Genomic DNA, 18,711 nt, shown 5'->3' with positions numbered 1-18,711 from the left:
TTAAATGGGAGGCAAGGCGAAAACCGAACATGCCTACCTTCTATTCGATAATTCACTAGTCAGGCAAGTACGTAAAGACTAGGAGATCACGACAAAATCGATCAGCGCGTAAAATGATGGTGCAAGCACGCGTCATGGTCGCCAAAATACTTGCCAAAGCGCATCAAATTTTGCCCATAAACGCTGAAACTAGCAAGAGATAAACTATTTCCAAACCGCCTTATTGTCGTCCAGAGCCGTATGTCCCTATTAAATATCCTGCGTTACCCCGATTCCCGCCTGCACAAGATTGCCAGGCCGGTGACTGCTTTTGACGACCGTCTGAAGCGATTGATTGCTGACATGGCCGAGACGATGTACGAAGCGCCCGGCGTTGGTCTGGCGGCGACGCAAGTCGATGTGCACGAACAATTGGTCGTCATCGATACCTCCGATACCGGCAGCGATCTGCGGGTTTTCATCAACCCTGAAATTCTCTGGGTCAGCGAAGAAAAACAGATTTACGACGAGGGTTGCCTGTCCGTACCTGGCGTATACGACGGCGTCGAACGCCCGGCCCGCGTCAAAGTGCGCGCACTCGACGCCGATGGCAAACCATTTGAAGTCGAAGCCGACGGCTTGCTGGCCGTCTGTATTCAGCATGAGATGGATCATTTAAAGGGAAAAGTATTCGTCGAATATCTATCGCCGCTGAAACGCAACCGCATCAAGGCGAAGATGCTCAAGGAAGAACGGGAATTGAAGCGGGAAAAGCAATACGCCAGCCGCTGACAGAACGAATGGAAAAAGGGCTGCATTAAATTTAATGCAGCCCTTTTTCCATTCGTAATAAAATCCCGCCATGAAAATTATCTTTGCCGGTACCCCCGAATTCGCCGCCGTTGCGCTTAAAGCGCTGCACGATGCCGGTCACGAAATCACGCTGGTGCTGACCCAGCCCGACCGCCCCGCCGGGCGTGGCATGCAGTTGCAGGCCTCCGCGGTCAAGCAGTTCGCACTCGCGCACAACATCCCGGTAGCCCAACCCGTCTCGCTACGACTGGACGGCAAATATCCCGCGATCGCGCAAGACGCCCACACGCTGCTGCAAACCACTCCGCACGACGTGATGGTAGTCGCCGCCTATGGTCTGATTCTGCCGCAGAGCGTCCTGACGATCCCGCCCCATGGCTGCATCAACATCCACGGCTCCCTGCTGCCGCGCTGGCGCGGTGCCGCGCCGATCCATCGTGCCATCGAAGCCGGCGACAGCGCCACCGGTGTCACCATCATGCAAATGGAACAGGGCCTGGATACCGGCCCGATGATGCTGATCGAAAAAATAGCGATCGAAGACGACGACACGACTGGCAGTCTGCACGACAAGTTGGCTGAACTGGGCGGAAAAATGATCGTGGAAGCCATCCGCAAGCTGGAGCAAAACGGATTGCCGGCGACGCCCCAACCGGAAACCGGGGTCACCTATGCCGCCAAGATAAGCAAGGAAGAAGCGGCGCTCGACTTCACTCTGGCAGCCGACGTATTGGATCGGAAAATCCGGGCATTTAATCCGTTTCCCGGTGCGTTTGCCGCATTCGGCGGAGTGACCCTAAAAATATGGGATGCCGACGTTGTCGCGCAACATGGCAATCACAGCGCTGGCCAGATTGTCAGTGCCGATCCGCAACATGGTGTTGTTGTCGCTTGCGGCAGTGGCGCCTTGCGACTGAATGTATTGCAGAAGCCGGGCGGGAAGCGCTTGCCGGCCAGCGAGTTTCTGCGGGCGTTTTCGATGGCGGACGGGCGGTTTGATTAAATCGGCTTAATGCCAGGTATTACGCGGACAGCAGCCTTGTTCTCTCTTCGTCGAAATGTTTGCATTCGGTTCTTAGCCAATCTGAAAAAGCCGCGACGCGGCGATCCCCAGGCTGGCGGGACAGGAGCATGTAACGCGCCGGCGCCTGAACACTTCTTCCTAAAACATCTACCAGCCGGCCGCTTTTGAGATCGTCATAAACAAGGGCGAACCGCCCCATTGCCACGCCCTGATGCATGCGCGCAGCGCCAAGTGCAAGACTGGAAAGATTAAATTGAGGGCCGTCGAGCTTGCCTGCCCATTCCGGCCGAATTTCCTCCGCCCAGGTACGCCACTCGATGTACTCAGGCGCATCGGCCCAGGGAGCCGCATCATGCAAGAGCGTCACGCCATCGAGCGATTCACCGGAGGCGAAGCGCGGATTATTTTCAAGATAAGCCGGCGTCGCAACCGCGACCAGATATTCATCCATGAGTATTTCAGAATGCATGTGGCTGTAATCGACTGGATCGTAGCGAACGGCGACGTCGATGCCGTCCGAATTCATGGCTTGACGATCTACTGTTTGAAACTCCGCTTTGAGACGGACGGAAACCGTGGGTTGTATACGCTGGAACTCTGTCAGCCGGGGAACCAGCCATTGAAGCGCCAGCGACGGAAGACAATTTACCTGCAAAGGCGCTGTGGCGATACCCAGTTGTTGAAGCGTGTGCTCGATCTCTGCAAGTGCGTTTGAAGTGGTTTGAAAAAGTATCTCGCCATTGGGCGTCATTATTAAACCGCTCGGCTGCCGAACAAACAGCGCGTAACCCAGGCGATCTTCCAAATGACGAATTTGCTGGCTCACCGCGCTTTGCGTCAAATTCAGAGTCTGGGCAGCCTTGGTAAAACTCAGTTGCCTGCCTGCCGCTTCAAAGCACCGCAGCGCTCTCAATATTGAGGAATCTAATTGCATAGACATTAGTTGGGCTAATCCCCCTATTAGGATTTCGTGCTTTTTCGTCCAGGAGTTCGGTTTTACGATGAGGCGATGTTAAACACCTGCTTATCGGCCATCGCTATGATTGAATCTACTGCATTGCTTGAGAAACTACAATCTCAGCTCCCATTATTATGGCTAAATCCTTATATCGGCTCTGCCTTGCCCTCTAATGCGCCGTCGCTGGAGCAGATCATCGCCGCCGAAGCAAGGCTGGCGCGCTGTGAACCTTTGATGGCATGTCTGTTCCCGGAGCTCGCACATAGCGCCGGCAAGGTTGAGTCGAACCTCGAGTCGGCCCAATGCCTGCAACATGCTCTCGGCCATACCGATCCAGATGACGGTAAATGGTTCATTAAACGTGATGATGCATTGCCTATTGCCGGTTCGATCAAAGCTCGGGGCGGCTTTCATGAGGTGCTCGCTCTGGCCGAGTCATTAGCCGCAGAGCGAGGACTTCTTGAAAATCACGGCGATTCTCGCTTACTGGCGTCAAAGGCTGCCGGCGAACTCTTTTCTCAATACGCGGTCACGGTCGGGAGCACGGGCAACCTGGGACTCAGCATAGGGCTGATGGCTGCGGCATTGGGCTTCAAGACCGTCGTCCATATGTCGACAGACGCAAAGTTATGGAAGAAGGAGCGCTTGCGCAGCAGGGGTGTCCGGATCGTAGAGCACCAAGGCGACTATGCGGATGCAGTGGCAGCCGGACGATCGCAAGCGTCGACTGATTCCCGTTGCCACTTTGTCGACGATGAACGTTCGCAGATGCTCTTTTTTGGCTACGCCGCTGGCGCTCGGCACCTGGCGGCGCAACTTGCCCACGCCGGACGCATCGTAGATGGATCGCATCCCCTTTTTATCTACCTGCCTTGCGGCGTCGGCGGCGCCCCCGGAGGACTTACTTTCGGCCTCAAGGCAATTTACGGGCGAAATGTGCATTGTTTTTTTGCAGAGCCTGTCGCTTCGCCGTGCATGCTCGTGCAATTGGCAGCCGGTTGCGACGAGCCAACGTCTGTTGTCGACATCGGGCTTGATAACCGTACTGAAGCCGATGGCTTGGCGGTCGGTTTGGCCTCGCCTCTTGTTAGTCCGCTGATGGTTTCTCAGCTGTCCGGCGTCTACACGGTGACCGACGATCGGCTCTACGAGCACCTGCTGCTGATAAAGAAGACGATGGGAATTGAACTGGAACCTTCGGCGGCAGCCGGCGTGAGCGGGCCGGGTTGGATTGCTGATTCATATGAGGGACGCGAATACGTTCTTAACAATAATCTGGACATGACAAGCGCTACGCACGTGATATGGGCCACGGGCGGATCTCTGGTGCCGACAGAGGAACATCGACGGTTTCAATCCTATGCGGCTGCTCGCCTGTCAAATGCACGGATAACCAGACAATGCTCATGAAGAGAAACTCTGTTCCGTCGGAACCAGATAGTCTGTTGAGTACGAAACACCATCGACGCAAGGCCCAAATCAAAAAATGCATTCGCTTTGCCGTCGGTGTGCTGATCGGCCTCAGTTGCGCTGCTTGCATGGCCATCGCTTTCGCTGCATGGTCGGTCTGGCAACAATTGCCGCCGGTTGACGCATTGGCGTCCTACCGGGCTGCCGAACCGCTGCGCATTTACTCTGCAGACGGCGAACTGCTGGCCGAATATGGCCCGGAGCACCGCGACGTCTGGCCCATTGCTGAGATTCCGATGCAGCAGCGGCAGGCGTTGCTGGCAATTGAAGATGCCCGTTTTTACGAGCATGGCGCAGTGGATTATATGGGGATTGTCAGGGCGATGCTGGCCAATGTGCTACCTGGACGTCAGATGCAAGGCGGCAGCACCATTACAATGCAGGTCGCGCGCAACTTCTACCTGAGCAATGAAAAGACCCTGACGCGCAAATTCGCCGAAATCCTGTTGGCTTACAAGCTGGAAACACGATTCGGAAAGAACCGGCTGCTTGAGCTTTACATGAATGAAATCTATCTCGGCGAACGGGCCTATGGTTTTGCAGCTGCGGCCCAGATTTATTTCGGTAAATCGCTGGATCGCCTGACCTTGGCCGAATCAGCGTTGCTGGCAGGTTTGCCGAAAGCACCGTCGGCCTACAATCCGATGATCAATCCCATTCGCGCGACACAGCGGCAACACTACATTCTGGAGCGCATGCTGGCGCTGGGATACATTGATGAAGCGGCATACCGGCACGCGCTGGCCGAACCGCTGGCCTTGATCGCCCGCAGCAACAACGGCGTGCGCGAAGCCGCGCACGCCGCAGAACTGGCGCGACAGTGGGCGGCAGCCCGTTATGGCGATGACACCTATAGCCGAGGTCTGACGCTGCATCTGACGCTGGACATGCCGAAGCAACGCGCGGCCGATTCATCGTTGCGCGACCAGTTGATCGCCATGCAGAACGCACGCGGTTATCTGGGACCTGAGGGGCGCATCGAATTGGTCGACGGCAAGGAACGTACGCGCCTGATCCGGCAAACCTTGGCGGCGCATCCGGACAGCGGCGAACTACGCGCGGCCGTAGTGTCGTCCATAGGATCGCAGACCATCGATGCGGCATTGTCAGACGGCCGTCTGGTTCACCTGTCGCGAACAAAACAGAAAATCGGCGACAAGACCCTGACGGCGCAACAGATCGGACAGATTGTCGAGGGGTCGGTGATCCGCGTGAACCAATCATCCACCGACCAATGGCGACTGACGCAATTGCCGGAGATGGAAGGCGCGCTCGTCTCGCTCGACGTCGGCAGCGGCGCGATCCTGGCACTGGTCGGCGGCTTCGATTATCAACGCAACAAATTCGATCATGCCACGCAGGCATACCGGCAGCCCGGCTCGGCATTCAAACCCTTCCTGTATTCTGCCGCTTTCGAAAAAGGCTACTTTCCGGGAACGCAGGTCGATGACACGCGGCGTATTCTCAGCAAGGAAGAAACCGGAGCGAGTGTATGGCATCCGCGCAACTTCGCTCAAAATTACGAGGGCTTCATCACGCTACGACGCGGCTTTGCCCGCTCGAAAAACATGGTCGCCGTGAACCTGATCGAAGCAACCGGACCGCAATACGTGCAGCAATTCGCGATGCATTTCGGATTCGAGACGGCGCGCAATCCAGCCTCGCTCACGCTGGCGCTAGGCGCCGGCGCTGTCACGCCGCTGCAATTGAGCGCGGGATTCAATGTATTTGCCAGCGGCGGGTGGTATCGCGCGCCCTATCTTGTCGCATGGGTAACGGACCGCGATGGGAACACCCTGTATGACGGTGAAAGCGACGCCGCCGCGGCAGCCAGGCAGATCATCTCGGCGCGCAATGCATGGCTCAGCGACAGTCTTTTACGCAGTGTCGTATCGCAAGGATCGGGGCATTCGGCACTGACATTGGGACGCGCCGATCTGGCGGGCAAAACCGGCACCTCCAACAACGTACGCGATGCCTGGTTCAGCGGTTACGGCGGCGGTATCTCGACCACGGTGTGGGTCGGCTACGACCAACCGAAAAGCCTGGGTAATCGCAGCGGCGCAATCTATGCGCTGCCGATCTGGAAACGGTATATGGGACAAGCCTTGCGCGAACGCCCAGAACAAATTCCCGCGATGCCTGCCGGACTGATCCATGACGGAACCGATTATGTCTACGCCGAATACCTGCAAGGCAACTGCATGCAGAACAATTTTTCCTTCATCCGCAGCAATTATCAATGCAGCGATGCTGACGGCGACGGCGTCGCCGATCGCCAGTCCTAGTCAGACCGCGCGCCGCCCGCCTGTCCACACCTGCAACACCACAGGAATATCATCGACCACGCGTACCCGTAAAAAATCCGCGCGCAAGCCCGTCGCAATTTCGCCGCGATCCTCGAAACCGATCATGCGGGCCGGATTGCGCGACACCGTATTCAGTGATTTCGGTAGATTAAAGCCGTCTTTCTGCAGCATGAATGCCGCGTGCAACAAGCTGGCCGGCACGTAGTCCGATGACAGGACGTCGAGCAAATCGGCACGCGCCAACTCGGTCGCCGAGACGTTCCCGGAGTGCGAACCGCCCCGGACGACATTCGGTGCGCCCATGATGATGCCCAAGCCATGCTGCCGTGCGGCTTGCGCAGCCACGAGGGTGGTTGGGAACTCGCAAATGCCGATGCCTTCGGCAACGCCTTCGGCGACATGTTCAATGGTAGTGTCGTCGTGCGTCGCCAGCGGCATTCCAAGCGCATTGCAACTCTTGACGATGTGCCGGCGATTCTCGGCGGCATAGCGTATTTGCCGCGCCAGTAATTGCTCCAGCATCGCATCGACTTTTTCATTGCTCCATCCGCGTTTTCCGGTGGTGTAGACCCGAAAGTGACTGAGGTCGGTCCATTGCCGTTGGCCCGGCGTGTGATCCATCAAGGACACCAGCTTCAACCTTGGATCATTGAGAAATGGCGAAAACAGTTCAAGCAGATTTTCCTCTGCCAGCTCCAGGCGTAAATGCAAATAGTGATCGACCCGTAATACGCCGCTGGCACGCGCACGCTGCAAATTCACGATGCACGGTGCGAGCAAAGTGCTGCGTACGCTTTCAGGGTCAATATCGCCGACGCCGAGTGCATCCAGCACGGTGGTAATCCCGGCCGCAGCAACCTGGGCGTCATGCGCGATGATGGCCGGCAGGATCGGCCAGTTCACCTTCGGACGCGGCATCAAATGCTTTTCGAGATTGTCGGTATGCAACTCGACCAATCCAGGCAGCAGATAGTCGCCCTCCCAATCCTCGCCAATGTTGGAAGCGCCGGCTGAAATGCCGTCGATAGTGTCCGCTGCAACAGATAGATTGCCGATAAACTGCTCTTGCGCAGTGACGATACGGGCGTTGCGGATAGTGATCATGATGGATGTGAAACTAAAATAGAGAACGTCATTAGCTGCGAATAAAACCCGGTATAACTTTACGTAAACTCAGGCAACCAGCGCGACCGCATGCACCGCCGCCAGCGGAAACAAACGGGTGGCCAAGGCGCGACGTACATGTTCGTCGTGAAAAATGCCGACCACTGCGGTGCCACGCTCACACGCTTCGTGAATCATGGCGATGACCGTGTCGCGGTTGCCTTCATCCAGCGACGCGGTCGGTTCATCCAGCAACAGTACAGGAAAATCACTGATCAAGGTCCGCGCGATGTTCACGCGTTGCTGTTCGCCGCCGGAAAATGTCGCCGGCGGCACTTGCCACAGACGCGCAGGAATTTTCAGGCGCGACAGCCAGGCTTTGGCTTGCTCTTGCGCTTCCTCGGCGTCCACACCTTTGGCCAGCAGCGGCTCCGCCACCAGATCCAGCGTGGAAATGCGTGGAATCACGCGCAAAAATTGCGTGACGAAGCCCAATGTGGCTTTCCTGACTGCGTGTATCTGCTGCGCCGATGCATTCGCCACATCAACCCAGTCAGCGCCATCCGGCGTCGTGTGGCGAATCTTCACGCTGCCGCTGCTGGCGCGATAGTTCGCATACAGGCAGCGCAGCAAGGTGCTCTTGCCGGCGCCGGACGGGGCGTGAATCACCACGCATTCGCCGGCATCCACATCCATGTCGACGTCGGAAAAAATCGGCATATGCAAACCGCCTTGCAGGTGCAAGGTAAAATCTTTCGAGAGTTTTCGTACTTCGATACGTCTGTGCTGGTTCATGCTGTTTCCTAAGCCTGCAATACCGACGACACCAATAATTGCGTGTAAGGATGTTGCGGATCGTCGAGCACCTGATCGGTCAAACCCTGTTCCACAACCTGGCCCTGACGCATCACCATCAGGCGATGTGCCAGCAGCCTGGCAACCGCCAGATCATGCGTGACGATCACCGCGGCGACATGTAATTGCGAAACCAGCTGGCGCAACAAATCAAGCAAGCGTGCCTGCACCGACACATCCAGGCTCGCGGTCGGTTCATCCATAAAAATCAGGCGTGGCCTGGTCACCAGATTGCGTGCGATCTGCAAGCGCTGTTGCATGCCGCCCGAGAAATGCCGTGGCAAATCATCGATGCGGCCGGCGTCGATTTCGACCCGTTCCAGCCAGCCCAATGCCTCTTCACGAATCTGTCCGTAATGCCGTGAGCCGATCGCCATCAGGCGCTCGCCGACGTTGGCGCCCGCCGACACATTGGCGCGCAAGCCATCGCGCGCACTTTGATGCACAAATCCCCAATCGGTACGCGACAACAGGCGGCGCCGTGCTTCACTGATCTGATACAGATCAACCACGCCTTCATGACGGGTCGAAAACAATACGCGGCCGGCACTCGGCACTTGATGACCGGCCAGGCAGTTCAGTAAAGTGCTTTTGCCGGAACCGGATTCGCCAACGATGCCCAACACTTCGCCGGGGTAAAGTTGCAGATTGATATTCTCGCAAGCGGCAATGGCACCGAAACGCTTGCTCAGATTTTCGGCCGCGAGCAATGGCGCAGATAGAGTAAAAATCATGACGGCTCGCGCGACATGGCGGATGACTGAGAGGCAACCCGCTGCTGACAATAATCGGTATCGCTGCACACGTACATGCGCGCGCCCTGGTCATTGATGATGACTTCGTCCAGGAAGCTTGCGCCAGAGCCGCACAAGCTGCAACTGTGCTCCCAGCGTTCAACTTCAAATGGATGGTCTTCAAAGTCCAGGCTCTTGACCGGCGTGTAAGGCGGGACTGCGTAAATCCGTTTTTCACGGCCGGCACCGAATAGTTGCAAGGCCGGGCTGCGATCCAGTTTCGGATTGTCGAATTTTGGAATCGGCGAAGGCCGCATCAGGTAGCGCTGATTGACCACCACCGGATAATCGTAAGCGGTGGCGATCTTGCCCAACCGCGCAATGTCTTCGTAAAGTTCAACGCTCATCAAGCCGTAGTCGGCCATCGCATGCAGCTTGCGGGTCTGCTGTTCGCTCGGTTCCAGCCAGCGAAGCGGCTCGGGAATCGGTACCTGATAGACCATGATCTGGCCAGGCGACAACGGCGTTTCCGGAATCCGGTGACGGGTCTGGATCAGGGTTGCTTCGGTGGTTCTTTCCGTCGTCGCGACACCTGTCGTACGGCGGAAAAAGCGCCGGATATTCACCGCATTGGTGGTGTCGTCCGACCCCTGATCGATCACCTTCAACACATCATGCCGTCCTATCACCGCAGCGGTGACTTGAATTCCACCCGTGCCCCAGCCATACGGCAGCGGCATTTCACGGCCCCCGAACGGCACCTGGTAACCGGGAATCGCTACCGCCTTCAAGATTGCACGGCGAATCATGCGCTTGGTCTGTTCGTCCAGATAGGCGAAGTTGTAGCCGGCTTCCGGTTGCGTGGCGGCTTGCGCATGCTGCGCTTGATCGACTACGGCATCCATCATGCGGCTTTCTGCGTAGCGGATAGCGGCGCGTCGGAAAATTGCTTGTCGACGTCAATTTTTGCAGCGTCAGTCTGACGACGCAGCGCGCGTATCAGATTGAGTTCAGCCTGGAAGTCGACATAATGCGGCAGCTTCAAATGTTGCAGAAAGCCGGACGCTTCAACGTTGTCCGAGTGGTACAGCACAAACTCGGCCATTTGCGCCGGCGAATTGGCCTCTTCGCCCAACTCCTGACAACGCAAGGTTCTATCCATCAACCCCATCGCAATCACCTTCCGTTCGTTGTAGCCAAAAGTCAATCCGTAACCACGCGTGAAACGCGCAGGCTCGGTATGCGAACCGGCAAACTGGTTCACCATCTGGCACTCGGTGATGTCAATATCGCCGATGTCGATGGCAAAACCGAGCTCTTCCGGGATCACTTCAACGCTGACTTTGCCGTGCCGGATCTCGCCGGCAAAAGGATGACTGTTCGCATAACCGCGCTGCGTCGAATACGCCATTGCCAGCACAAAGCCTTCATCGGCACGGGCCAGATTTTGCAGGCGAATATCACGTTGCGCGGGAAACTCCAGCGGATCGCGCGTCAAGTCGCCGGGTGCCGGGTCGCCGTCCGGAATCAGCTCCTGCTCGATCAATCCTTCGGCATTCAGGAAGTCCAGCACCCGCGGCATGCTGCGCTGCGCTTCTTTCACGTTCAGGGCAGTGGTTGCGGCCGCTTGCGGCACAGCGCTTGCTACCTGCAATGTAGATTCAGCGGCTAGCGAAAAGTCCAGCAAGCGCTGGGTGTAATCGTAGGTCGCGCCCAGAATCTGACCGCCAGGCACATCTTTGAAGGTGCCGGAAATCCGCCGCTCAATCACCATCTTTGCGGTATCCAGCGGCAGCGTCGAGAGCAGTCGCGGCAGTGTCGTGCGATACGCACGCAACAGGAAAATCGCTTCCAGCAAATCGCCGCTGGCCTGCTTGATCGCCAGCGCCGCCAGATCCCGGTCATACAACGACCCTTCGGTCATCACGCGTGCGACTGCCAACGGCATTTGCTCACGGATCTGCGCAACCGACAACTCCGGCAGCGCGGTGTCGCCACGGCGGGCGCGGGCCAATGCCAGGTACGATTCTTCAATGGCTTTTTCGCCACCTTTGACTGCGACATACATGTCGTTACTCCTGTTTCGCCATTACGCTGCGGATTCCCTGTGCAGCGCTCAAGCAACAATATTGGTCGTGCGCGGCAGGCCGAGAATGCGTGATCCGTGGCAGAACACCAGATCAACCCCAAGCGGAAATCCGGCGCTGTTTTTTTGCCACGTCAACCCGAAGTTATCCGGCAAACCGCCGATGTTAAAGGCATGCCGATGCGCGATCCCGGGGCCGGACAAATAGCGTGTCGGCCCCTCGCTCAAGCTCGGCACCTGCACCAATACGGTGGTCGACCGATCCGGATATTCCATCGTGCCCTGCGAGAATTTTTCCAGCGCGTTTGCGGCGGCCAATTGACGCGGATCGGTGATCACGGCAAATGTTGCCTCGGTCGTATCGTCGACCAGGCGGCAACCGCAATGGAAACGCAAATACGCGTTAAGTACGGCGTTGTTGGCCTCACGATCCAGCCAGACTGCGGTCTCGAAATCAGCCAATGCCAGACAGAGTGCCGTGGTCGACAGGTACAACGGCGCAGGACTCTGCATAGCTACTGTCACGGTTTGGATCAAACCCGGCTCAGACAAGGCTTGCAGCAGCGAACGAAAGGTCGATTGCGCATCATGAACGGGGTTATCCCAGGCTGGCAAAAGATTGTTTTCCGCGCCGGCGTTCATGCGTTTTCTCCTCGCACCATGGTCATGAAATCGACCTTGGTGGCTTCTGCGCGGGCTTCGGTGACAGCGCGTTGTGCCGCTATTGCCCGCTCGATAGGGCGCAGTACACATTGTTCGGCCTGCGCTGCTGTGTCGCTTTGCAGCAGTGCGTCAAACAGCGCCGCCCATTCCGCGTGTTGCGCATCGCGACCGGCGACGTACGCCACGCCCATCTGACCGGATGACAAACGCAACGCACAACGCGTTACCGACATCTCGCCCAGATTGAATTGCTGACCGCTGCCGCCGGTGCGCGCCCGCACCATGGCCAGCCCGATTTCAGGCCGGCGTAGCCAGACATAAGAAGGAAGAGAGCCGTGCTGTTGGATATATGCGCTGACCGCTTCGGCCAGGACCGCGCCAGGCGCCCTGGCCAGCACCGAGATCCAGTGCGCACGCGCTGGGCGGGTTGTGGCGTTTGATTGAGATTCCATAGCTGCATTGGAACATCGGAATATTAAAGCTTGATGACATTCCAGGTTATCGTCGACAAAAGACACCCTGCAACAATGTCAATAAGCGGTAATAATCAGTGCTTAGACTATAGGACTTACGCAAAATTGTCCCGGCAAGGCAAGCCATCACCTCTCTTTTTACGCGCAATGGAGCGCCCTTTTCCGATGACCGACACCGCACGCTACGCACTCTATTTCGCACCGGCGACGACCTCCGGCTGGTGGGCTGCCGGCAGTCATTGGCTGGGGCGCGACGCCGAGACGGGCGTCGATTGCCGCCAGCCAGGCGTCGCGGGCATGTCAGCGGCCGGACTCCGGCAGATAACGGCAGATGCGCGCCGCTACGGCTTTCACGCTACGTTAAAAGCCCCGTTTCGGTTGGCAGAAGGCTTTTCGGAACAGCATCTGCTGGCGATGGCGCAAGCCTTTGCCAGCGCACAGCAAGCGCTTCAGGTAACAGATGTCGGCATTTGCGCGTTGGGGAAATTCCTGGCGCTGCAAACGACGGACCGCAGCAGCCAGGAACAACTCAATGCATTGGCCATGCGCTGCGTCAGTTACTTCGATCTGCTAAGAGCCGCACCGTCGGCGGCAGAGTTATCCAGGCGCCGCAGCGCCGCGTTGAGTCCACGCCACGAAGCGCTGATCGCGCGCTGGGGCTATCCGTATACCGAAGACGAATACCGTTTTCACCTGACGCTGACCGACGCATTGACGACGCTCCATGACGATACCGTAGCAGCGATCCGCGCTGCCGCCGCCGCATGTTTTGCCAACGCGCTGGCAACGCCATTGACGATCGATGGCCTGACTATTTTTAAAGAATCGGCGCCAGGTGCGCCGCTGACGGTATGGAAGCGCTTGCCATTCTCAACCCATCCCGCTTTGCATCGCGACGAAGCCTCCGGCTTGCCGCCGGCTGGCCGCCTGTATTTTGTGGTCGGCCCATCAGGTGTCGGCAAAGATGCGTTGCTGGAATGGGTGAAGACGCAACTGCCGGAGAACGCCAGCCTGGTGTTTGCGCGGCGCAGCATCACCCGTCCGGCACATGCCAGCGAAGCGCACGAAGCCATGACACAGGATGCATTCCGGCAACGCGCAGGGAGCGGCCATTTCAGCATGATGTGGCAAGCCAACGGCACCTGTTACGGCATTCATCGCGGTATTCAAGCCGAGTTGCAGGCGGGACGCGACGTCGTCGTCAACGGCTCGCGCGAATACCTGCCGCAACTGCGCCGCCTGTTCCCGCAGGCACAGATCCTCTGGATAGCCGCCGATCCTGAACTGATCAGGCAACGCATGCAAAGCCGCCAGCGTGAAACCGGCGCAGCGCTGGAACAGCGCATGCAGCGGATAGCGCAATTCAGCGCCGAAGAAGCTGATGGCGTCACGCGCATCGACAACAGCGGACCGATTGAAGTGGCCGGACGTCAACTGCTGGAAATTTTTCAAGTCCTGCCCACATCACGTTAAACGGCGTGGCACTTTTTTTTTGGCGAACCGGAAAAAATCAGGGGCAAACCGTGAGTTGCTGATGCCCGCGCCACTGCAAGCCTGCGGCCAGCGTCACCGGCTTTTCGATTGCGGCCGACTCGATGCAAACAAAGTGTTGATAGGCGTCGTTTTCCAGGTCGGAAATTTTTGCACACCCCGCTGCCCACGGATTCCAGACCACGACATCCGAAAAGCCGGCCTGTTGCACCTTCACCGCAGCGTCGTCGGTGACCAGTTCAACCGGGCTTTGCACCTGAAAAAACAGGCTGTCGACTTCGTCATTGATATGCAGCAAGCCGCTGCGGTCGAAGTGCAGATGGCTATCGACAACGCCATTCTGATAACGACATCCGGACAACCCACGGATCGACGATTGCGCAATCCCGGTTGATAGATAGGTGTGTAAAGCGCAGGTAAATTCAAACGCCTGCGCGTCCGTATTCGTGACGAACAATTCCGTATTGAGCGCCTTCCCGGAAAATGTAATGTGCAGGTCCAGTTTGAACGTATACGGAAATTGCAATCTCGACTCGGCCGAATCACGCAACGTCAGGTGAACAAACCCGTCGCCATTCCGGCGCACCGAAGAGTCGCTCAACACCCAGGTACTGAGACGCGCAAAACCATGCTTCTGTAACGGTCCGCGGCTGGCGAACTGGGGGAAGATCAGCGGAATGCCGCCACGAATCGCGGCAGTCGAACGCCAGTCGGTAAGCCCGCTCAGGTACAAGCGTTCGATGCCGTCGGCGGTCCGCCAGGAACAAACGTGGGCACCATGCAATGACAGGGAAATTTGCGCGCCGTCTGCGGCAGTGAAGGTATGCAGATCGTTCGGCAGCTTGGGTTCTGCCGGATTGATTTCCTGGTGTTGATCGGGATACATATGTTCTGACTTTCGGTTGATATCGATGGCAAAATTACGCGCCATTATCAAGCAAAACAACGCTGATTGATGCGCGCCGGTTGCATCCAGGCATTACAGCGCCAATGCAAAACTTATCCCATGTTGCTTGAAGCCATAGGTTTCATAGAAGCGATGCGCGTCCATGCGTTGCAGATTCGACGATAGTGCGATTTTGTAGCAACCGGCGTCGCCCGCAATTTTGCAGGCCTGTTCCAGCATCACGCTACCGATTCCCTGACCTCGGCTGCCACGCCGGATGACGACCGCATCCAGCACGGCTTGTTTGCAGCCTTCGTGCGCCAGGCTGCAAAAGATCAGCAAACTGAAAGTGCCCACGGCGACACCATCGGCGAATACCAGGAACGCGCGGAAGTCGGGATAGGCCGCCATGCGCGCCATGATCTGGCGGGCGCCTTCGGCATCGAGGAGCGCGTCACGCGTCGGTGCATCATCCATTTCGGCCAGCAATCCGACCAGCGTCGCGGCATCGTCGATGGTTGCCGGTCGTACTTCGATGTGCGGGGGCGGCGCACTGCCAGTGGCGGAGAGTGTCATAAAAATAGCGGGCGAATGGGTGAATAGGTCAATGCATGCGCCCTCCAGAATAGCAGTTTGTTGGGACCACGGTCGGACGCAATCCCGGCCTTGGTCTCAAACAACCTGGAAGGTTAAATAAACAACTTGCGCAAGCGCGAAGATGCCAGGTCAATCACCGTCACCGCCACCACGATCATCAACAGCACCGCGCAAGTCTGCGCATATTCAAAGCTGCGAATCACTTCCCACAAAATCACCCCGATACCGCCGGCGCCCACCATGCCGACCACCGTTGCGGAACGCACATTCGCCTCAAAGCGATACAGCGCATACGAGATCCACAGCGGCATGACTTGCGGCAACACGCCGAACACGATCTCTTCGAGTGCATGCGCACCGGTTGCGCGGATACCCTCAACCGGCTGCGGGTCAATCGCTTCGACTGCCTCGGAAAACAGTTTGGATAAGGTCCCGGTGGTTGCCACAAACAATGCCAGCACCCCGGCAAACGGCCCCAATCCAACCGCCACCACGAACAGCATCGCAAACACCATTTCGTTGATCGCGCGTGCGGCATCCATCAAGCGGCGCACCGGCTGGCTGATCCAGGGCGGGGCGATATTCGACGAAGCCAGCAAACCGCACGGCACCGCACACACCACCGCCAAAGCAGTTCCCCACACGGCGATCTGCAACGTCACCAGCATTTCTTCCAGATAGATACGCCAGTCATGAAAATCCGGTGGAAAAAAACTGGCGGCGTAGGTTGCCATGTTGCCGCCATCACGCAGCAACTCCAGCGGCCGCATGTCGGCACCCTTCCAGGAAGCGATCAGGATCGCCGCCAGCACCCCCCAAAACAGGGTACGCGCTATCGATTGCCTGGGAGGCGTTGGCAGCGCGCCGGCGGTGCGCATTGGTGCTAGCGTTGTCATTTTTTACGCTTTTGCCAGTGCGTTCAGTTGCCGGTTGATGTCGTCCAGCCTGGCCTTCTTCTCATCGACATTCAGGTTGCTGTCGGCTTCAATCCTGCTTTTATCCTTGAACAATTCAAGCTGACGAATCGGCTTCAATTGCGCATCGCTGGAATCTTTGAAACCGCTGAATTGGAGTTTTTCCAATTGCGCTTTTTCTTGTGCGGCGTTCGGTCCCGTCTTGCCATAACTCAGGAAGAAATCCTTGATCTTGCTTTTGGTTGCCGGCGGCAAATCTTTACGCCATACCAGCGGATCGGCGGCGATCAGCGGTGATTTCCAGACAATCCGCACTTTGCCGGCAGTCTCCGGCTGGCGCGCGGTAATACGATCCAGGGTGTCGGAAGCAAATACGGCGGCATCGACTTGCTTGTTGGCAACGGCAAGAATATTGGACTCGTGGTTGGCGCTGCGAATGGTTTTGAATGCGGTCTTTGAGTCGACGTTATTTTTTTTAAAAATGTAGTAGCTCGGCACCAGGTAGCCGGAGGTCGAATTCGGATCGCCGATACCGAAGTTCAGGTTCTTCGCATTTTTCAGGACATCGTCGATGCTTTTGATCGGGCTGTCTTTCTGCACGCCGACCATGCTGTAATAGCCTTCCGAGCCATCTGGATTGACGACGTGTGCAAACACTTCACCGCCGGCGCGATCGACTGCTTCCATCGCCGACTTGTTACCGAACCACGCCATCTGGACTTTGCCAAAGCGCATGCCTTCAATGATGCCGGCATAGTCGGACGCGAAGAAGGCATTCACCTTCATACCCAGCTTTTTGCTCATTTCATCCAGTACCGGCTGCCAGTCCTGCTTCAGGTTTTTCGATGATTCGGTCGAGATGATGCCGAAGTTAATTGTCTTTTCAGCGTCTTGTGCATGCACCGCGCCGGCGCCGAACACGGCAAAGGCCATCGTGGTGGCGGCAATGATTTTTTTAAACATGATAAGTACCTTGATAGAAGGATAAACAGTGGGATTGTTGCTGTCAGCTAACTTGCATCATTTACACCATCTTGCGGGCGACGCAATTTCAGGCCACCGCAGCCATCGCAGTTGCCGTATCGAACAGGGTCGGGACATCGATCCTGGGACGCGTCAAGGTGTTCGATCCACCTAAAATATCTTCGGCTTCGGTGCCGTACAGGTCGCGCAACATTTGCTCGGTCAATGCGCTGGACGGACCGTCATACACCACGCGGCCTTTGCTCAACGCCACCGTGCGCGGGCAGAAACGCAAGGCGACATCGACCTGATGCAATGACACGATCACGGTGGTACCGTCCTCGCGGTTGACATCCGCCAGTGTTTGCATCACGCGCCGTGCCGACTCCGGGTCCAGCGATGCAATCGGCTCGTCGGCCAGTACGATGCGGGCTTTTTGAACGATGCTGCGGGCAATGGCAGCACGTTGCTGCTGACCGCCGGACAGGGCCGAGGCCCGCTTGTAAGCGTGGTCCGAAATCCCCACGCGCGCCAGTGCTTCCATCCCCAGCGCTTTTTCTTCCGCGCTGAAGATTTTGAAGCAACTGCGCCACAGCGGCATGCGCGACAGGCCGCCGGTCAGCACGTTGGTCAACACCGGCAAGCGGCCGACCAGATTGAATTGCTGGAAAACGAACCCGACGTTGGCGCGCACCGCGCGGATATTGCGATCGATCACGCCATTCCGCTGTACCGGCTGACCGTCGACGCGTACTTCACCGCCACCGGCATCGGCCGCCATCAGGCCGGACAGATGACGCAACAAGGTCGATTTGCCGGAACCGGAAGCCCCAATCAGCGCCACCATTTCTCCGGATTTGAAAGACAGGCTGACGTGATTCAACGCTTTAAAACCGCCGCGGAATGTTTTCGACAAACTAATAATTTCAACCATTGCGTAGTCCCAAGAACAACGAATGGCCGAAGTATCACTACCAAATATGTCCGGCGTGTGAACGTTGCGTGACGTTTCGGTGACATTGAAGATTGTGTTTTGTCGACAAAGAACACGATTGCAAGCGAACGTGACACTTGCGGACTGCCTGATTTTTTGTCGCACGTGGCGCTGAAAATCAGGCTGTAGCGGAGCGCTCCAACGCCCGGCTTTACCTGCTGTAGCGGCAAAACCGACAAGAAGAATGCCGGCCGGCAATGCATCGCAGCCGATCCCAATGGCAGATCGCGGAGTTTTCCTGTGTCACGTCCGATACGTTTTTTGACAAAAATTCCTGCCTTGGCAAAGCACCGGCATTTTTCCTTGTCGGCCGTTCCAGCCCTACCTTGCATATCCCCCAAAGCGCTACACGCGCTTCAGCAGACCGGCATCTGACGCAGCTTGCCTTGCATCGTCAA

18 protein-coding genes are annotated in these 18,711 nt (G+C 57.2%); 5 read left to right on the top strand and 13 right to left on the bottom strand.

Going from position 1 to position 18,711, the window contains the following annotated elements; all coding sequences use genetic code 11:
* Positions 1–240: 240 nt before the first annotated feature.
* Together def and fmt are read left to right on the top strand one after the other, a co-directional pair.
* Positions 241–771 carry a peptide deformylase gene (gene def / locus AC3CHX_RS29065; RefSeq protein WP_488631402.1) on the top strand — a complete coding sequence of 177 codons (531 nt, stop codon included), beginning with the start codon at positions 241–243 and terminating at the stop codon, positions 769–771.
* Positions 772–841: 70 nt separating this feature from the next.
* Positions 842–1,795, top strand: coding sequence for a methionyl-tRNA formyltransferase (gene fmt, locus AC3CHX_RS29060; RefSeq protein ID WP_488631401.1), 954 nt, complete (start codon positions 842–844; stop codon positions 1,793–1,795).
* Between the two features lie 19 nt (positions 1,796–1,814).
* Here the strand turns inward: fmt and AC3CHX_RS29055 are convergent, their stop codons facing one another.
* Positions 1,815–2,756: a LysR family transcriptional regulator gene (locus AC3CHX_RS29055; protein ID WP_488631400.1), complete on the bottom strand. Its 942-nt coding sequence runs from the start codon at positions 2,754–2,756 to the stop codon at positions 1,815–1,817.
* 99 nt (positions 2,757–2,855) lie between these two features.
* On the opposite strand from AC3CHX_RS29055, the gene dsdA reads away from it, so the two are divergent.
* Positions 2,856–4,184 carry a D-serine ammonia-lyase gene (gene dsdA, locus AC3CHX_RS29050; protein ID WP_488631399.1) on the top strand — a complete coding sequence of 443 codons (1,329 nt, stop codon included), beginning with the start codon at positions 2,856–2,858 and terminating at the stop codon, positions 4,182–4,184.
* Positions 4,185–4,219: 35 nt separating this feature from the next.
* On the top strand, positions 4,220–6,532 hold the full coding sequence (locus tag AC3CHX_RS29045) for a penicillin-binding protein 1A (RefSeq protein ID WP_488631398.1): 2,313 nt from the start codon (positions 4,220–4,222) through the stop codon (positions 6,530–6,532).
* Here AC3CHX_RS29045 and AC3CHX_RS29040 read toward each other — a convergent pair whose 3' ends face one another.
* From AC3CHX_RS29040 to phnG, 7 genes are all read right to left on the bottom strand, one after another.
* Complete coding sequence (locus tag AC3CHX_RS29040) at positions 6,533–7,657, bottom strand: alpha-D-ribose 1-methylphosphonate 5-triphosphate diphosphatase (protein WP_488631397.1); 1,125 nt, start codon at positions 7,655–7,657, stop codon at positions 6,533–6,535.
* A 69-nt stretch (positions 7,658–7,726) separates the two neighbouring features.
* Positions 7,727–8,452 (bottom strand): phosphonate C-P lyase system protein PhnL, encoded by a 726-nt coding sequence (gene phnL, locus AC3CHX_RS29035; RefSeq protein ID WP_488631396.1) that lies wholly within the window; start codon positions 8,450–8,452, stop codon positions 7,727–7,729.
* 8 nt (positions 8,453–8,460) lie between these two features.
* A complete protein-coding gene (gene phnK / locus AC3CHX_RS29030; RefSeq protein WP_488631395.1) occupies positions 8,461–9,246 on the bottom strand; it encodes a phosphonate C-P lyase system protein PhnK in 786 nt (261 codons plus the stop codon).
* Positions 9,243–10,151 carry an alpha-D-ribose 1-methylphosphonate 5-phosphate C-P-lyase PhnJ gene (locus AC3CHX_RS29025; RefSeq protein WP_488644963.1) on the bottom strand — a complete coding sequence of 303 codons (909 nt, stop codon included), beginning with the start codon at positions 10,149–10,151 and terminating at the stop codon, positions 9,243–9,245. The genes phnK and AC3CHX_RS29025 overlap by 4 nt, the downstream gene beginning before the upstream one ends.
* Positions 10,151–11,314, bottom strand: coding sequence for a carbon-phosphorus lyase complex subunit (locus AC3CHX_RS29020; protein WP_488631394.1), 1,164 nt, complete (start codon positions 11,312–11,314; stop codon positions 10,151–10,153). The genes AC3CHX_RS29025 and AC3CHX_RS29020 overlap by 1 nt, the downstream gene beginning before the upstream one ends.
* Before the next feature lie 48 nt (positions 11,315–11,362).
* Positions 11,363–11,974 carry a phosphonate C-P lyase system protein PhnH gene (phnH, locus tag AC3CHX_RS29015; protein WP_488631393.1) on the bottom strand — a complete coding sequence of 204 codons (612 nt, stop codon included), beginning with the start codon at positions 11,972–11,974 and terminating at the stop codon, positions 11,363–11,365.
* Positions 11,971–12,447 carry a phosphonate C-P lyase system protein PhnG gene (gene phnG, locus AC3CHX_RS29010; protein ID WP_488631392.1) on the bottom strand — a complete coding sequence of 159 codons (477 nt, stop codon included), beginning with the start codon at positions 12,445–12,447 and terminating at the stop codon, positions 11,971–11,973. The genes phnH and phnG overlap by 4 nt, the downstream gene beginning before the upstream one ends.
* A 186-nt stretch (positions 12,448–12,633) precedes the next feature.
* Between phnG and phnN the strand changes: the two genes are divergently transcribed.
* On the top strand, positions 12,634–13,941 hold the full coding sequence (gene phnN, locus AC3CHX_RS29005) for a phosphonate metabolism protein/1,5-bisphosphokinase (PRPP-forming) PhnN (protein WP_488631391.1): 1,308 nt from the start codon (positions 12,634–12,636) through the stop codon (positions 13,939–13,941).
* Positions 13,942–13,978: 37 nt separating this feature from the next.
* Here phnN and AC3CHX_RS29000 read toward each other — a convergent pair whose 3' ends face one another.
* The 5 genes from AC3CHX_RS29000 to phnC form a co-directional block, all read right to left on the bottom strand.
* On the bottom strand, positions 13,979–14,845 hold the full coding sequence (locus AC3CHX_RS29000) for a D-hexose-6-phosphate mutarotase (RefSeq protein WP_488631390.1): 867 nt from the start codon (positions 14,843–14,845) through the stop codon (positions 13,979–13,981).
* A gap of 93 nt (positions 14,846–14,938) precedes the next feature.
* A complete protein-coding gene (locus tag AC3CHX_RS28995) occupies positions 14,939–15,421 on the bottom strand; it encodes a GNAT family N-acetyltransferase (protein WP_488631389.1) in 483 nt (160 codons plus the stop codon).
* Between the two features lie 113 nt (positions 15,422–15,534).
* Complete coding sequence (gene phnE / locus AC3CHX_RS28990) at positions 15,535–16,338, bottom strand: phosphonate ABC transporter, permease protein PhnE (RefSeq protein ID WP_488631388.1); 804 nt, start codon at positions 16,336–16,338, stop codon at positions 15,535–15,537.
* Positions 16,339–16,341: 3 nt separating this feature from the next.
* Positions 16,342–17,319 (bottom strand): phosphonate ABC transporter substrate-binding protein, encoded by a 978-nt coding sequence (gene phnD, locus AC3CHX_RS28985; protein WP_488631387.1) that lies wholly within the window; start codon positions 17,317–17,319, stop codon positions 16,342–16,344.
* An 88-nt stretch (positions 17,320–17,407) separates the two neighbouring features.
* Positions 17,408–18,253, bottom strand: coding sequence for a phosphonate ABC transporter ATP-binding protein (gene phnC / locus AC3CHX_RS28980; protein ID WP_488631386.1), 846 nt, complete (start codon positions 18,251–18,253; stop codon positions 17,408–17,410).
* Positions 18,254–18,711: the final 458 nt, after the last annotated feature.

It is taken from the genome of Glaciimonas sp. OK215 (assembly GCF_057787885.1).
This window is presented reverse-complemented; position numbering and strand designations above follow the sequence as displayed.

What these genes read in the sequence shown, in the direction of transcription:
- phnH (WP_488631393.1), bottom strand. Translation starts at nt 11,974, where the DNA reads ATGAACGCCGGCGCGGAAAACAATCTTTTGCCAGCCTGGGATAACCCC.
- phnL (WP_488631396.1), bottom strand. Translation starts at nt 8,452, where the DNA reads ATGAACCAGCACAGACGTATCGAAGTACGAAAACTCTCGAAAGATTTT.
- AC3CHX_RS29040 (WP_488631397.1), bottom strand. Translation starts at nt 7,657, where the DNA reads ATGATCACTATCCGCAACGCCCGTATCGTCACTGCGCAAGAGCAGTTT.
- fmt (WP_488631401.1), top strand. Translation starts at nt 842, where the DNA reads ATGAAAATTATCTTTGCCGGTACCCCCGAATTCGCCGCCGTTGCGCTT.
- dsdA (WP_488631399.1), top strand. Translation starts at nt 2,856, where the DNA reads ATGATTGAATCTACTGCATTGCTTGAGAAACTACAATCTCAGCTCCCA.
- AC3CHX_RS29020 (WP_488631394.1), bottom strand. Translation starts at nt 11,314, where the DNA reads ATGTATGTCGCAGTCAAAGGTGGCGAAAAAGCCATTGAAGAATCGTAC.
- phnK (WP_488631395.1), bottom strand. Translation starts at nt 9,246, where the DNA reads ATGATTTTTACTCTATCTGCGCCATTGCTCGCGGCCGAAAATCTGAGC.
- AC3CHX_RS28995 (WP_488631389.1), bottom strand. Translation starts at nt 15,421, where the DNA reads ATGACACTCTCCGCCACTGGCAGTGCGCCGCCCCCGCACATCGAAGTA.
- AC3CHX_RS29000 (WP_488631390.1), bottom strand. Translation starts at nt 14,845, where the DNA reads ATGTATCCCGATCAACACCAGGAAATCAATCCGGCAGAACCCAAGCTG.
- phnN (WP_488631391.1), top strand. Translation starts at nt 12,634, where the DNA reads ATGACCGACACCGCACGCTACGCACTCTATTTCGCACCGGCGACGACC.
- phnE (WP_488631388.1), bottom strand. Translation starts at nt 16,338, where the DNA reads ATGACAACGCTAGCACCAATGCGCACCGCCGGCGCGCTGCCAACGCCT.
- phnG (WP_488631392.1), bottom strand. Translation starts at nt 12,447, where the DNA reads ATGGAATCTCAATCAAACGCCACAACCCGCCCAGCGCGTGCGCACTGG.
- AC3CHX_RS29025 (WP_488644963.1), bottom strand. Translation starts at nt 10,151, where the DNA reads ATGGATGCCGTAGTCGATCAAGCGCAGCATGCGCAAGCCGCCACGCAA.
- phnC (WP_488631386.1), bottom strand. Translation starts at nt 18,253, where the DNA reads ATGGTTGAAATTATTAGTTTGTCGAAAACATTCCGCGGCGGTTTTAAA.
- phnD (WP_488631387.1), bottom strand. Translation starts at nt 17,319, where the DNA reads ATGTTTAAAAAAATCATTGCCGCCACCACGATGGCCTTTGCCGTGTTC.
- def (WP_488631402.1), top strand. Translation starts at nt 241, where the DNA reads ATGTCCCTATTAAATATCCTGCGTTACCCCGATTCCCGCCTGCACAAG.
- AC3CHX_RS29055 (WP_488631400.1), bottom strand. Translation starts at nt 2,756, where the DNA reads ATGTCTATGCAATTAGATTCCTCAATATTGAGAGCGCTGCGGTGCTTT.